Below are 14,499 nucleotides of genomic sequence, written 5' to 3'. Positions count from 1 at the left end.
GCCGCCTCAGTAGGTCTTGACCGGCTCGGTGGCCTGGTCCAGGTACAAGGGATAGACGAGGTTGTGCCGCGTGTTGGTGGTGCGCACCACGTAGTCGAGCCGCAGGTCGATGCGTCCCTCCAGCTCGGCCACGTCGGTCTCGATACGCTCCAGCAGGATGCGCGGCTCGAAAAACAGAATGGCCTTGCGGATCATCTCCCTGAGTTCGGTCAGCGCGCTCTCGTTGATCGATTCGAATACGGCACGCCGTACGGCGCAGCCGTACGCGGGCTGCATCACGCGCTCGCCCGGATAGGTGCCGAACAGGATGCGCAGGCTTTCCTCGATGTCCTCGACATCGGTCACCATGCCAACCTGCCGGTTGCGCGGATCGAAACCCAGCGGAAACTGCCACCCGCGGCCCAGGAACGGATTCATGGTCAGCCTCCGATCAGTACGGTGGGCAAGCCGAGCACGATCACGCCACCGTGCGCCGTGGCATCGCCTACGCGCGCGGCCGGGCGTCCGCCGATCATCACCGTGGCCGAACCCTGCACGATGACGTCGGGCGGCCCCACGCAGACCGCGTTGTCGCCGAGCACGGCGGCAGGCAGCTTGCCGACCAGCACGTTCGGCACGCACGGGCCGATCACCGGGCCGCCCACATGGGGCACGGGCGGCAGGCCGGGCGTCTGCATCGGGCAGCTGTGCATGTCGGTCAGGCGGGCAGCAGGTGGCATGGTTATCGTCCGTGCGGTTTCAGTTGATCATCACCATCGCGCCCTGCACCGTGGTCTGCCCGGCTGCCGACAGCTCCGCCGTTGCCGCACCCTTGCCCACGAAGCCGACCTGCGCCTCGCACTGGACATTCAGGCCAGACGCCTTCACGTCGGCCTGCGCCGTCATCTCGATCGACAGGTTCGCGCTCATGCGGATATTTCCCTGCGCTTTCAGCGTGATGTCATAGGGGCTGTCGCACGCAATGCCGGCCTGAGACAGCTTGACGCTGTTGCCGTGCTGGTCCTGCACCAGGATCGACTTGTCGGTGTCGTCCAGCACCACCTTGTTGTTGCCCGGCGTGGTGGCGGTAATGATCTTTTTCTCCTCGTCGAACGACACCACGTGCCTGGCGCGCGTGACGATCGCCTTGGTGTTGTTCTCCGCTTCCAGCGCATACGGTGGCACATGGGCGGCGCTGTAGACCGCGCCCAGCACCACGGGATGGCAGGGATCGTCGTTGAGATAGCCGACGATGACCTCGTCGCCCGGTTCGGGCAGGAAGAACGCGCCGAAGCCGTTCGAGGCGTAGCCTTGGATCAGGCGGGCCCATACGCCCTCGGTCTGCGCCTGCATGACCGGAAGGCGGATCTGGATGCGCTGCGCGCCAGCGGGATCCCCGTCGAGCTTGATTACCACGCCGATCTGCAGCCCGCCAATGCCTGGCATCAGCCCCGCCGCCACTGGCGCCTGCACGTCGCTGTGCGACGGGCGCGCATCCGGGTCCAGGCCGAATTCCACGTCGGTATGCCAGATGCCCCCCACCATCGCGTGCTCGACGGCCGTGACATACACCGCGCCGGAGAAACGCTCGCCGACATTGGCCACATTCACAAGCACGCCGGGCTTGGCCAGCGCGGTGCCCTGGCACCGCAGATGCCCGCGAATCCGCGCCAGCGCGGCGCGCGTCTGCACCGCCTTGGCCCAGCCGCCCAGCATCTGCGCGTCTTGCGTCGTGGCCGTCTGCATCTGCCACACCGGCAGGCCGATCACCTGGGCCAGGGTGCTGCCGGTCAGATTGCCCTGCTGATTGAACGCTTCCGGCTTCGCCGCCTCGCCCTGCACGATGGCCTGCGCGGCGGGATCCCATGCCGTGGCCTGCACCGATTCGTATTGCAGCCGTGCATCGATGTCCGCGTCGAACTCATACAGGTCGGCACCCCACGTCAGGCCAAACGCCGGGTTGCCGCTGGCCGTGGGCGCCAGTACGTTGACCGTGCCGTCTTCCACGTCCACCAGCATGCCGTTGAACTCGGCGCGCGCGAGGAGGAAATCCCAGTCGGAGCTGTAGAACTGGACCAGCTCGCCATATGTTCCCGTAGTGGCGCCCACGTTAGCCGAGAGGCCGTGCGCGCCGATCAGCCTGGACATCACATCGGCGTCGGTGCAGTCCACGAAGTTGGCGTTGCTGCGCCCGATTGTCATCTTCACGGCCAGGTCGCGGCATTGGATGATCAGCCGCGATTCATTCTGCCCGTCGATTCGCATCCCGTGCCGTACCACCACGCCACGGAACACCTGGGATTTCTCGTCGCCAAAGCCGGCGCTGATTGACACGGTGGCACCCGGGGCAAAGGTGGCCGCATCGCTGACGGGGAATGTACCGGTCGGCATGTCGCCGTCGCCGATCACGATTTCGGCCCATGGAATTCGGTTGAACGCGCGGCGAATCGTGACCGATAACAGCGCAAGGTCCGGCAGCGGCTTGCCATTGCTGGACACGCTGATATTGAGCACGCCATCGGTCGCGATCGACGGATAAGTCGGCATGGCTACTCCAGCGGCGGAAAATGCAGCGTCATGCCCGGGGTCAGCGCGCGGAACTGGCGCAAGCCATTGAAGCGCGCCACGGCCATGTAGTAGCGGCTGTCGCCGTAGATCCGCTCGCACAGCAGCGGCAGCGTGTCGCCGTCACGCACGCGCACCATGTGGCTCAGGTCCGGCGAACTGGCATCGGCTTCCAGCCTGGCCTGCTTGGAGCTTGTGTACGAATCGAACGCGAGCGCGGCGGTGGCGCGCAACGGTACGCCGCTGGGCCGGAACAGCGTGTAGTCGGTGGCGAAGCTGGTCAGCCGTCCCGTGAAGATCAGCTGGCCCCACAGGATCTGCACGATGCTGGGCTGGTGCTGCACGCCCTTGTATTCGTAGATGACCTTGCTCATGGCATTGAGCTGGTCTTCCACCTCGGCCGGCACGTTGCTGCCCGGCGCGCGCGGAATCACGCCGGTGCCATCGAACACCGCAGCGAACGACAGCTTGCCCGGCTGCATATGGCTGAACGGCCGGCCCGAACCAGTGTCGCCCATCGGCTTCTGCTTGCTGAAGCAGGTGTTGCGCTCATGACGCAGCTGCGACGGGTTGATCAGCAGCGAAACGGACTTGCCGGCGCCGCCCTGCGGCGTGACCACGCCGTTGTTGTCCACGCACGCCGTGATCTTCAGCGGCGTCAGCTGGGCCGATTGCACGGGCATCTAGCGCTCCCGGAGCCGCGCCAGCTGGGCCTGCAACGCGCGCATCTGCGCCCGCTGCTCGCGGTGGCGGTCGCTGGCGGCTTCGTCCTCGCCACAGCATTGGCCGGGGTCGCGCGCCTGGGCCTGGGTATCGCGTGCCGGCTCCGCGCGGCGCCCGTCGTTCAGCTCGGAGCGGATCACCATCTGGCGCACTTCGATCGTCATGGTTCATAACTCCCGGATGCAGTTCAGGTACGCCAGCTCGATGGTTTCGATCACCACGCTGTTCCTGGTCGAGTTGAATTCGTCGACGCCCCAGCGCACCGGATACGCCGCCGAGAACGTCCAGCCCCGCACCTTGTTGCCCACTTCGTCAAGCAGGTACACGCTGACATCCATCGGCACCACCGGCTGCGCCAGGCCGCCGCCCAGCACCGACTTGCACCAGCGCATCAGCGGCGAACGCATATCGGCCACGCCGCGCTTGAGCACCAGCTTGTCCTGCTTCACCCCGCGCGGCAGCTTGTAGACGAAGCGGTTCTCCCCACCACACTGCACATCCTCGGTCTCCATCACCTGGTCCATGCCCGTGACTTCCTGGAACGAGCAGTCCACGCCGCTGGCAATGTTGTTGAACCCCACGGAGAATGAGAAGGACACCGGCATGAAGTCGGTGCCGAACCGTGCCGATTTCTGCATGGCGAGCGTGGCGTCAGCTGTTGGCGATGGTCAGCCCCTCGTGGGCGATCTCGATGGTTTCCACCGCCACCTCGTTTCCCTGCGCCTTGAGGTCGGTGCCGGTGATCTTGGCCGGCCATGCATTGGTGAGTGTCCAGACCATGGTGGGCTTGCCCGATTCGTCCAGCAGGCTGATGATCACCGGCACGCGCTTGATGGTGTTCATCTTGATCTGGTTGAACCAGTCCCAGAACTTGTTGTCCGCCTTGAACACGCCCTTCTTCATGGTCACGTTGCCGTACTTCTTCAGGCCGGGCATCTTGACCGTGGAAAACACCGGGCTGTCGCCCTGGCGGTACTCGATCTGCTGCGCCTCCACGTCCAGCCCCGAGACTTCCTCGAAGGACATGACGGTGGAATCCCACTTCACCTGGAAATGGAACTTCGGAATGGGCCAAACATTGCTGGACTGTGCCGAGCCGTCGTCTGCCATGACAGTTCTCCGTGATTACGCGTTTCTGGTTGGCGGGGCCGCGCCAGGGTCAGGACTTCTGCATCTGCTGCTGGAACGTGATCTCGATGAACTCCGCGGGACGCACCATTGCTACCAGCACCGTGACCCGCAGGATGCCCTCCAGGATGTCATCGGGCGTCATGGTCTCGCCCAGGCCCACATGCACGCTGAAGGCATCCTCGGGCGTGGCGCCGGCCAGGCCGCCGCGCTTCCAGATGCCAGTCAGGAAGTTCTGGATCATGCTGCGGATGGTGACCCAGGTGTTGGCCACGTTCGGCTCGAACACCAGTGCCTTGGCAGCCAGCCGGCACGATTCCTCGAGCATGATCATGGTGCGGCGCACGTTGATGTAGCGCCAGTCCAGGCTGTTGCCATCGAGCGTGCGCGCGCCCCAGACCAGCACGCCTTCGCCGATGAAGCTGCGGATCGCGTTGATCGACTTGCCTTGCGTCGTGACGTTCAGTTCTTCCTGGTCGACGGCGGAGATCGCCACCGACGGCGAGATCACACCTGCCAGGCTCACGTTGGCCGGCGCCTTCCACACGCCGCGCGTGTTGTCGACCATCGTGTAGATACCCGCCATGGCCGCGCTGGGAGGCACCAGGTTCAACTGGTACTTCACTTCGTCCAGCACCGTATTGAACAGGCTGCTGACCGATGTCAGCGTCTTGTTGAGCAGCGCCTTGTTGGCCAGGATGGCGTCCTCGGTCAGCGCAGGCGTGACCGTGGCCCAGTCCTTCGAGATATCGCCAATGGCCTCGGCCAGTTCGCGTGTCTTGGGCGGGGCGTCGTCGGGAACCGTATCGGGCAGGCCAAGGTCGGCACGCAGCAGTTGCTGCAGCACGTCGGGGTTGGCGACGTTCTCGTAGCTGATGTCCTTGTCGCCGATGATCGTGGTGTTGAGCCACGGATAGTAGGCAGCCGCAAAATCCAGGAAATTGATGCCCAGCGCGTTGCGGAACGTCGCCACGGGATCGCCGCCGGGGTCGGTGCGCGGCTTGTCGCCGCCCCAGATGTCGAGGATGGCCACGCGGTTGCGCATCTTGTCGCCGCAGTGCGCCAGCATGGCCTGCTGCAGGTCGATGCACTCGGGCTGCTTGAAGCGGATGGCCTCGGGAATCACCACCATCGTCGGCTCCTGCTCCTTGAGCAGTTCGTCGATGCCGGCCTTGAAGCGGTCGAGGTCCAGGTCCTGCGCGTAGTCGCCTACCGAGACGATGTAGCACGGCCCGCCGCCGTTCTGGAAGAAGTGGCGCAACGCGCGGTAAAGCATGTAGCCGCCGCCGTCCTTGCCCTCGGGCATCTGCAGCACATAGTCCTTGGCCGCCACGCGAAACGCCGGTGTGGCCGACGCATCGGTCATCTCCGCGATGTTGAAGCGCGGAAACGGTGCGTAGCCGAAGTACTGGTGGTATTCCGCCATCGAACTGATGCGCCAGGGCTTCATGCTCAGCGGCTTGTTGCGGTTATCGGCAATCTGCGTATGCCCAATAAAAGCCGGCACTGCCGTCGCCACCTCCACCACGGAATTCGGGAAGGCGTTCTTTTCCACGATATAGACGCCAGGCGTCTTCATTGCACCCATTTCACACTCTCCCGTTGAAGAAGGTCAGCGGTTGACAAAGATTTCCGACACATCGGATAGCGCCCCGCCCACGATCTCGCGGCGCAGTCCCGCGGGGCTGGCGAGCGGCAGCCGTGCCACCAGCACACGCGCATCAGTGCCCGTGCCGCGACGCAACTGGAAGCGCTGGCGCGGCCGCTCTGCCAGCGCGATCGGCACGGCCGAACGGATCACGGTTACTCGTGTGCCGTCCGGCAAGACCTCCTGGTCCGAATCCCCAAACCCGACGACACCGGCCATATCGGTCACCTGCAACGGGTTGCCCCAGTCCCCCACCAGCAGGTACTTCCAGTACGTCTTGCGCACCGGCAGCGCCACCGTCAGGTCCACCGGCGTGCCGGACAGCCAGTCGGCCTGGCTGGCACAATCGCTGCGCGCCAGTGCGAACGACAGCGGGAACGGCCCGGTAGAGACCAAAGCCCGCAGGTCGGTGTAGTAGCCCCAGAGCGGGTCCGACGACGATGCCGAGAATTGCAGCCCCCCGTCCGGCCATTCGGCGCGCTCGCTCCACAGGCCGTCCAATGCACGCTCGGTGGCCATCACCACGAAGCGGCGCGCGTCGCCGCGCAGCAACAGGCCGAAGCGCGACATCAATGCCGCCGTGGGGCGGTCGGCCTGCAGTTGGAGGCCCTCGGGCCAACCCGCCGAAAAGTACGGGTGGTGCACCGTCAGGCCACATAGCGGCCGGTATCCGCCGGTCATGGCCGCGCCCCCACGTCGGGCCGGCTGACCAGCGGCTCGCGCCCCAGCGTGGCGCCGCTATCCAGGCAAACCAGCCTTGCGCGGTACAACACCGATGGCCAATAGCGGCCGCCGTGGATGCTCCACAGGCTGTGCATTTCCGATGACCCCAGGTTTTCGATATTGAGCACGATGCGGTCGATGCGCTGATCGAGGTCCGGCGAATTCTGGTGATCGAACACCGCGGTGGCATGGAAGAACGCCATCGCGTCCGACAGGAACTTCAGTGCCTCGGGGTAGTTTTGTCCGCTGAACGTGGCGGCACACATGACCAGCAGGTTCAGGTACAGCGGCCCCACGCCCACCACCCTGCTGCCGTGCTCGCCGGTGGGAAGTTGCGAGTTGCGGTGCGCGGCCGTTTCACGCTCGATACCTGCCAGGAACAGCACCAGCTTGCCCGACGCCTGCTGCACCACGCCCCCGTCGGGTTCCTGCAGGTTCGACACCACGACCAGATCCTCCGCCAGCACCACATTGCGGCGGAACATCTGGTTCAACTGCGTGGCGAGATGGCCAAGTGCACTGTCGATCATGTTTGTTGCGGTCCAGCGGCCGAGGAGACACGCCGCAGGGCTCAATCAATCTGGCTATGACGCATGTTGAGGCCGGCGCCGCCCTTGGCACATCGGCGCATTGCTGAACCTCACTTCGGAAATGCTGAGGCGCTTCGGGATACTCCGTAGGCAATCTGCCGAGGCGTCTCGGCACGGTCGGCGCGGCCCTTGCCAGACGGCCAGCCGTCGCCAACAATCCGTGCAGTTCACTCCAACCGACGGGGATCACGATGCGCGCGTATCAGGAAAAGGCCGACCGTCATGACGTCAAGGTCGAAGACGCCGCCCGCCGCGACACACGCGACGCTGGCACAGGCACGCAAGGGCGCGAAGTGAATGGCAACAGCGATGGCATCGACCAGAGCCCGCGTGTGGTGGCGCAACGCTCACGGCTGGACAGGCTCGGCGCCATCCGGGAATCGGGCCAGCCAGCCGCGCTGAAACCAAATCGCACCGGCCTGCCCGACACGCTGAAGACTGGCATCGAGCAGCTGTCGGGCATGTCGATGGACCACGTGCGCGTGCACTACGATTCCGCCCAACCGGCCCAGCTGAATGCCCATGCCTATGCACAAGGCCACGACATTCACCTTGCGCCAGGCCAGGAACGGCACCTGCCCCACGAAGCGTGGCACGTAGCACAGCAGGCGCGCGGACGCGTCGCGCCCACCATGCAAACGCCTGACGGCGTACCGGTCAACAACGATCCGCAACTCGAACGTGACGCCGACGTGATGGGACATCGGGCGCTGCGGATGACGACCAACGGTGACCGCGCGCCCGCGCATGGCGGCACGCGTGCTGGAGGCGCCAGTGTCGTCCAGCTCAAGGGTGTGGCCGGTACCAAGATCGGCTTCGACAAGCGCCTCGTGGTGCCGGACCAGGTCAAGATCGACGAGGGCATGGTGCTGCTGAGGGCGGCATGGCGGGAAGCCACCGGTCAGCGCCACGCGGAAAAACGTCGAATCGCCAAGAAAATGGCCAAGTTCAATCCGGTGATAGCCGGCGGCAACGCCAATGCCATCGCAACGTTCGAGGAAGGGATGGACAGAAAGAGGCGGCCCGCTCTGTACCAGAACAAGGACACCGCATTGGCAAACCTGACCGCCATGAACAACCAGGTGGCGGCCCTGCGCGACCAGTTGTTCCGCAACCACCACAGCATGGCGATTTTTGGCGCGCTGACCGACTACTCCGCGATTCCGGCCCGCGACGCGGTGACTGGCCCATTGATCGCCAACGCCCTCAGGCAGATCAAGCTGGACGCGAACATGCAGAACCTGGAGCAGCAGGCGAACCAGTTGCGGATACTCCATACGCAAGCCGAGGCCGCGCTCCAGCAGGATAAGCTTGCCAGGCCCATGAGCCACGGGCTGACGCAGGCTTACTACGACAGGCTCGTGTCGGACATTGCGGAAGAAAAGGTCCTGCTTGCCCGGACACAGGCCTTTCGCAACGGCACGCTCTCGCTGCATAACAACGAGATTACCTACCATCACCCAACCGGCCCCGTGGTGATCTGCGATCTGCGCGAGGGCGCCGCCGCCTTTGCCGCCGTACCCGACGATGGCAGCCCGCGGCCGCCGCGCGAGGTGTTTCGCAAGAAAGGCATGGAAGACCTGGCCGTGGAAGGCGGCGACGCCAAGGAGTATGTCAAGGACAGCCGGAACACACTCACGCGCCGCTACGCGTATGTGGAGAAGAATTACTACCAGATGATGGAGTTCTTCATGGTTGGCCACATGACCGGCCGCTTCCAGCAATACATGATGGTCGCCGCGAATCGCAAACCCGGGGTGCACACGTTCACCACGCAGATGATCCGGAACGTCCCCACTGCGCCGCGGGCAAGCATGACGGACACGCAGGTGGCGGTGGCGCACCAGATGTACGGCAGCCTGCCGGAACAGCGCGGCGTGAGCCTGACGTCGACACCCAAGGTTGGCGTGACCTATGCGAACACCGGCGGCAATTTCCGCACCGACAGCGGATTCAAGCTCAAGATCGACTTGGCGCGCGTGCCTCCCGATGTGCTCTTCCTGAATCACTATGCCGAGGGCGGTGTCAGCGACATGGCACCCGCCGACTATTCCACCAATCAACCGCACAAGCCCGGTGCACCGTCGTACAAGTACAGGCAGAGTGCCACGCACGCTCGGGAGCTTTTTCTCGAACACATCCGTCCCGAATGGGTGGTCGAGATCGAACATCACGAGAAAGGCGACTACGAGAATGTCGGTGGCAAGAAGACCGTGATCCGGGAAGACAACGCCACAAGCCTGCTCGATGCCGCCATGCTGGCCTTTGGCGGCAAGTCATTCGAGGCCGGCTTCGAAGCCGGCCTCGATGCGCGCGCGGAGAACGACGGACTCAAGGCCGACCCAGACTACATCAAGGGGAAGTCCACCGGCGGACTGGTGGCGCAGGGTTACCAGAAGGGGCTGGAAATTCGAAACCGGTCGGGCTATGCCAGCGCCATGACGGCATTCCTTGAAACGGTGGAGCACAACGACGCGAGAGGGCAGATGTCCGCTTGGCATGTGGGATACTTGCAAGCCCGCACCGGGCAGCCCATGGTGAAATCGTCGCTCGAACTGCGCATGCTGATGAATGCGAGCAAGGAATACGCCCAAGGCCCGAGCGACGGCGGCACGGTTGCGTTGGCGCGCGATGGAACCAGGCTCGCGATACGGCTGTCCACGCCGCAGCCGTTGAGCGGATTCAAGACCCGCGTGATCCATATCACCTTCGACTCCCTGCGAGGGGCCAGGATAAAGCAAGGGAAGGACAAGGGCGGACGCACCGAAATCACAATCGAAACGGGCTCGCTGGATTACGCATTCACCGTGGCCACGCCCCAGGCGCCCGCGTTCCTGGCATCGCTGCAGCAGTACGTCAGTGAGCATGCGCGAAAGCTCACGCTGGGCAGCGTTGCGGCGGGCGGCCGACATGAGGTCTTCCTGGATTCGGGCAAGCTGAAGCTTGACATGCAAGGGCGGGACAGCGCAGGTCTGCTTAAGCAGAAGCGCAGCCACATTGACCTTGCGTCGATCCGCGAGGTGGAATTCGATAATCTTCCTGGCAAGGTACACGTCAGCATCGCCCACGCGGGAGGCGATTATGGGATGACAGTGACGCGAGCCGAGGCCGAGAAGGTGCGGGCTTTGTTGCTGGCGAACGGCCTCACGGAGAGGGTCGTGAAAGCGATACCGAAACCGGATTAGATCGCCAGCACGCCCTACGGAATATTCGTCGTCCTGCGCCAACTGGTCCTGGCCAATTTCCAAGCTCGGCCGATTCTGTTGAAAAACTCGGCGCCGGTGGGAGTCGGCGACCATCCTTAAGATTCTCGATCGACGAGGACGCCAGCCATGCTGGGGCAGCAAGATGGAACGCAGGATCGGCTCTTCTACTCATTCAACCTTGCGCAGATTTCTTGCCAATACCTTTCCGGCTTTCGGCTTCCAGCAAGATGCAGATGATCTGTTCGTCGGTAAATCGCTTCTTCATTACCGAAAACAAAGGGATACCGGATTGGGCGTATCTTGGTCAGGGGCCTGGAGCTTGTTGAGGAGTGGCCGGGGTAAGGCGCGGGTCGCCGGCTATGCCGGCCACCCGCGCGCTCAGACGGGCGAGCCCGGCAACCCCTCATAGTAGAAGCCGGCTGCCGCACCGCCATCCACCGACAGTTCGCTGCCGTTGCAGTAGCTGGCCTCGTCGCTTGCGAGGAAGAGCGTGGCGCGGGCGATTTCCTCCGGGGCGCCAATGCGCTGCAGCGGTACCTGACGATATTGGCCGGCCAGATCCTCCCGCGAGGCGCCAGTGGGGTTGGACATCTGCGTATCCACCCCGCCCGGATGCACCGAGTTGACCCGCACGCCATGGGGGCCAAGCTCCAGCGCCGCGACCTTGGTCAAGCCGCGCACCCCCCACTTGCTCGAGACGTAGGCTGCCAGGGCATTCACGCCGCGCAGGCCATCGACGGACGAGATGTTGACGATGGCCCCTGCGCGCTGCCCGCGCATGAAGGGCGCCACGCTGCGGATGCCGAGGAAGGTTCCGGTGAGGTTGATCGACAGTGCCCGCTCGAAGTCGGCCTTTGGCAGCCCTTCGATGGCGCCGAACACCAGCACCGCGGCGTTGTTCACCAGCACATCGATGCGGCCGTGGCGTTCCACGGTTTCGCTGGCCAGGCGCTCCCAGTCTTCTTCGTTGCTCACATCCAGGCGGCGGAAGCTGGCCTTGTCGCCCAGTTCCGCTGCCAGGGCCTGGCCTTCGCTTTCCAGCAGGTCGGCGATCACCACGGTCGCGCCTTCCTCGACGAACAGCCGCGAGGTCTGCGCGCCCATGCCGCGCGCGCCGCCGGTGATGATGGCGACCTTGCTTGCCAAACGTTGCATGACTCTCTCCTCGATTAGCCCCAATAGGCCTGGCCGCCATCCAGCGGAATGGTGGCACCGGTCAGGTAGCGGGCGTTGTCGCTGACCAGGAAGGCCACGGTGCGGCCGATGTCGGTTTCGCAATCGCCGACCCGGCGCATCGGAATGTTGTTGAAGAAGGCTTGCGCCTCTTCCGGGTTGCCCTCGATCCAGCCGCGCAGGCCGGGGGAGAGGGCATGGGGCGCGATGACATTGACGCGGATGCCGTCCACGCCCCATTCGCAGGCGGCGCCACGGCTGAGGGCGCGGATCGCCTCCTTGGTGGCGGCATAGTGGCCGTAGCCCGAGGCGTCCCAGCGCACGGCGGCGGAGGAGGCCAGGTTGATCACCGCGCCGTCGCCCTTGAGGTGGGGATAGCAGGCACGCATCAGGCGCAGGGTAGCCATCGGCCCGGAGTCGATGCCCTGCATGAAGGCTTCGTCGCTGACCTCGAGGATGCGTCCCAGCGGCACAATGTGGGCGTTATTGACCAGGATGTTGAGCTCGCCCAGGGCCTCGACCACCTCGGCCACGCAGCGGTCAATGTCCGCCTGCTTCATCACGTCGCACTTGACCGCCAGCGCGGTGCCGCCGCGCCGCCGGATTTCCGCGCAGGTCTCTTCCAGCGTGGCTAGGGTACGTCCCGCCACTGCAACCCGCGCGCCTTCTGCGGCGAGCGCATAGGCGATGCCCTGCCCAACGCCCTGGCCGCCACCGGTGACCAATGCCACCTTGCCTTTCAGCATTCTCATTTGCAGTATCTCCCGACTATCAGGTCCGGGGATGCTCGCACCGGCGGCGCGACGGGCCATCGTCCAAGGGGATTAAGGCGGCGCGGCGGAAAATCGTCCAAGGGGACTATTCAGGGTTCCCGCACAGTCAGGAGCCGCACGCTGTCCGGCTTTGCTTGCGCAAGTGCCACGGCATTCGGGAACAGTGGCAGGCACAGGTGAACCGCCCCGGTTTCGGTGGAGGCCCCTTCGCTTGAGTCAGGCCACCATAGGCTGCCGCTCAAGTTGCCGATAGTAGTTGACCTCATACTCGGCCGGCGGCACATATCCCAACGGCGCCATCAGACTGTGGTTGTTGAACCAGGACACCCATTCGAGCGTCGCCAGTTCCACCGATTCCTTGGTCTTCCAAGGCGCGCGGCGATGGATCAACCCCGTCTTGTATAGCCCGTTGATCCGTTTACGTTGACTCCGGTCAATCTCGACCCTCGTCACTGTGGTGGTCTGATTTCCTCGGGCAGGAACTGATTACGACCTTGCCTGGACCTCTTCCAGGGAGTGAGGGAGGCCGTCGAGGGGATCGCGCCAAATCGTGGGCTTACTACCTGCAAGGCGCGGCCCCTCTGCTTGAGAAATGGATGGACGCCATCGTTCAACGTAAGACCGGAGCTGGTTATTGAGTACGGCCGTCCGAATTTGCAGGCCCCAAGTCAGGGCGTCTTGAAGCTCGAACCTGCCGGTGCCGTGTCAATCACAAATATCAACCCACGATACCGTCCCCGATCGTCGCGCATTGACGTTGGTCAACTGCGCGATCGCGGTGGCGTCTACAGTCGTATCAGCATGCCGGCGACCAGAATGGCCGCCTGTTCGGACGCTTGGATGGAGAACTTAAAAATGAAAAACACTCCCGTAGTCGCCGCTATACTGATCGCTGCCGGACTGCCGCTCGGCGCCTCAGATCTTTATGCTCAAACGCTGGAAAAGATCGCGTCAAGCAATAAGATCACAGTCTCCTATCGGGAGGCCGCCGTGCCGTTCAGCTATGTGCTGGCGCCGCACAAGGCAGTCGGATTCTCGGTCGATCTGACGGAAGCGATCATTGACGATGTGCGCAGCCGGCTGAAGAAGCCTTACCTTAAGGTCGACTACGTCCCCGTGACCGGGCAAAACCGAATTCCGATGTTGGTAAACGGTACCTATGACCTGGAATGCGGATCCACCACCAACACCAGTGCCCGGGGCAAAGAGGTGGCGTTTTCGATCAATGTGTTCTACGCCGGAACGCGCCTGCTGACCAAAAAAGGCTCCGGCATTACGAATTACTCCGATCTCACGAAGAAGACGGTGGCCAGCACGGCTGGTAGCACCAACGAGAAGCTGCTGGGCAAATACAGCGCCGACCACAATTTGGATATCCAGCTCGTCTCCGGCAAGGACTATGCGGATGCCATGCAACTGGTATTGAACGACCGCGCCGTGGCGCTTGCCCTCGATGATGTGTTGCTGTTTGGCCTGCGAGCCAACTCCGGCAATCCTTCCGCACTCGAGATCGTAGGCGATACCCTCCAGGTGGAGCCGTATGCCTGCATGGTTCGAAAGGACGACATCGAGTTCAAGAAGTTGGTGGACGGCACTATCACGCGGTTGATGAAGTCCGGCGAGTTCGCGCGGCTGTATAAGAAATGGTTCGAATCGCCGATCCCTCCCGCCGGCGCGAATCTGAATATGCCGATGAGCGACGCATTACGTGCCAACATCAAGGCGCGCAGTGATAAGCCTGCACAATAGATCCCGATAGGCGAGGGGCGAAGATGAGCGACTCTCCCGGGTTACCCCCCGGGACCCCTGCTCTCGCCGTGCACGACGGTTATCGGGGCTCTCGCGCGGGCGCGTGTGAAAGTGACTTCCGCGAGCGCCCAGTATATCTGGCCGAGGCGCAGGAGATTCTTCGCGCGTTGAACGACATTCTCGTTGGTGAAGATTATGTCTTGACACTACCGAAGCGCGTAGATTGAGCGGGCACTCACGCG

The 14,499-nt window shown here is 63.8% G+C and carries 14 protein-coding genes and 1 pseudogene; 2 read left to right on the top strand and 13 right to left on the bottom strand.

Going from position 1 to position 14,499, the window contains the following annotated elements; all coding sequences use genetic code 11:
* Positions 1-6: 6 nt before the first annotated feature.
* The 10 genes from AC3FKG_RS19580 to AC3FKG_RS19535 are packed head-to-tail and all read right to left on the bottom strand — an operon-like array spanning position 7 to position 7,296.
* The gene (locus tag AC3FKG_RS19580; protein ID WP_483713491.1) at positions 7-417 is read right to left on the bottom strand and encodes a GPW/gp25 family protein; all 411 of its coding nucleotides are present in this window, start codon (positions 415-417) and stop codon (positions 7-9) included.
* A 2-nt stretch (positions 418-419) separates the two neighbouring features.
* Positions 420-719 (bottom strand): PAAR domain-containing protein, encoded by a 300-nt coding sequence (locus AC3FKG_RS19575; RefSeq protein ID WP_483713490.1) that lies wholly within the window; start codon positions 717-719, stop codon positions 420-422.
* Between the two features lie 19 nt (positions 720-738).
* Complete coding sequence (gene vgrG / locus AC3FKG_RS19570; protein WP_483713488.1) at positions 739-2,526, bottom strand: type VI secretion system tip protein VgrG; 1,788 nt, start codon at positions 2,524-2,526, stop codon at positions 739-741.
* A 2-nt stretch (positions 2,527-2,528) separates the two neighbouring features.
* Positions 2,529-3,227 carry a CIS tube protein gene (locus AC3FKG_RS19565; RefSeq protein ID WP_483713486.1) on the bottom strand — a complete coding sequence of 233 codons (699 nt, stop codon included), beginning with the start codon at positions 3,225-3,227 and terminating at the stop codon, positions 2,529-2,531.
* Positions 3,228-3,431, bottom strand: coding sequence for a hypothetical protein (locus AC3FKG_RS19560; protein ID WP_483713485.1), 204 nt, complete (start codon positions 3,429-3,431; stop codon positions 3,228-3,230). It lies immediately after the preceding gene.
* Positions 3,432-3,434: 3 nt separating this feature from the next.
* A complete protein-coding gene (locus AC3FKG_RS19555; RefSeq protein ID WP_488743929.1) occupies positions 3,435-3,905 on the bottom strand; it encodes a phage tail protein in 471 nt (156 codons plus the stop codon).
* A gap of 13 nt (positions 3,906-3,918) precedes the next feature.
* Positions 3,919-4,377, bottom strand: a complete 459-nt coding sequence (locus AC3FKG_RS19550) for a phage tail protein (protein WP_483713481.1) — start codon at positions 4,375-4,377, stop codon at positions 3,919-3,921.
* 49 nt (positions 4,378-4,426) lie between these two features.
* Positions 4,427-5,983, bottom strand: coding sequence for a phage tail sheath family protein (locus AC3FKG_RS19545; RefSeq protein ID WP_483713480.1), 1,557 nt, complete (start codon positions 5,981-5,983; stop codon positions 4,427-4,429).
* Between the two features lie 24 nt (positions 5,984-6,007).
* Positions 6,008-6,724 (bottom strand): hypothetical protein, encoded by a 717-nt coding sequence (locus AC3FKG_RS19540; protein ID WP_483713479.1) that lies wholly within the window; start codon positions 6,722-6,724, stop codon positions 6,008-6,010.
* Positions 6,721-7,296, bottom strand: coding sequence for a Pvc16 family protein (locus AC3FKG_RS19535; protein WP_483713478.1), 576 nt, complete (start codon positions 7,294-7,296; stop codon positions 6,721-6,723). Before AC3FKG_RS19535 ends, AC3FKG_RS19540 begins: the two co-directional genes overlap by 4 nt.
* A 521-nt stretch (positions 7,297-7,817) precedes the next feature.
* Here AC3FKG_RS19535 and AC3FKG_RS19530 point away from each other — a divergent pair.
* Complete coding sequence (locus AC3FKG_RS19530; protein ID WP_488743928.1) at positions 7,818-10,541, top strand: eCIS core domain-containing protein; 2,724 nt, start codon at positions 7,818-7,820, stop codon at positions 10,539-10,541.
* Positions 10,542-10,940: 399 nt separating this feature from the next.
* On the opposite strand, the gene AC3FKG_RS19525 is transcribed toward AC3FKG_RS19530, so the two are convergent.
* From AC3FKG_RS19525 to AC3FKG_RS19515, 3 genes and pseudogenes are all read right to left on the bottom strand, one after another.
* Positions 10,941-11,717 (bottom strand): SDR family NAD(P)-dependent oxidoreductase, encoded by a 777-nt coding sequence (locus AC3FKG_RS19525; RefSeq protein WP_488743927.1) that lies wholly within the window; start codon positions 11,715-11,717, stop codon positions 10,941-10,943.
* 14 nt (positions 11,718-11,731) lie between these two features.
* Positions 11,732-12,487, bottom strand: coding sequence for an SDR family NAD(P)-dependent oxidoreductase (locus AC3FKG_RS19520; RefSeq protein WP_488743926.1), 756 nt, complete (start codon positions 12,485-12,487; stop codon positions 11,732-11,734).
* A 237-nt stretch (positions 12,488-12,724) separates the two neighbouring features.
* Positions 12,725-12,925, bottom strand: a pseudogene (locus AC3FKG_RS19515) (IS3 family transposase); the annotation flags it as partial.
* Between the two features lie 438 nt (positions 12,926-13,363).
* Between AC3FKG_RS19515 and AC3FKG_RS19510 the strand changes: the two are divergent.
* Positions 13,364-14,257 carry a transporter substrate-binding domain-containing protein gene (locus AC3FKG_RS19510; protein WP_483713474.1) on the top strand — a complete coding sequence of 298 codons (894 nt, stop codon included), beginning with the start codon at positions 13,364-13,366 and terminating at the stop codon, positions 14,255-14,257.
* The last annotated feature ends 242 nt before the right edge of the window (positions 14,258-14,499 follow it).

The sequence above is a fragment of the Cupriavidus sp. 22TCCZM04-2 genome (assembly GCF_057798895.1).
The sequence above is the reverse complement of the archived record's forward strand: the minus strand, read 5'-3'. Positions and strand labels throughout refer to the sequence as shown.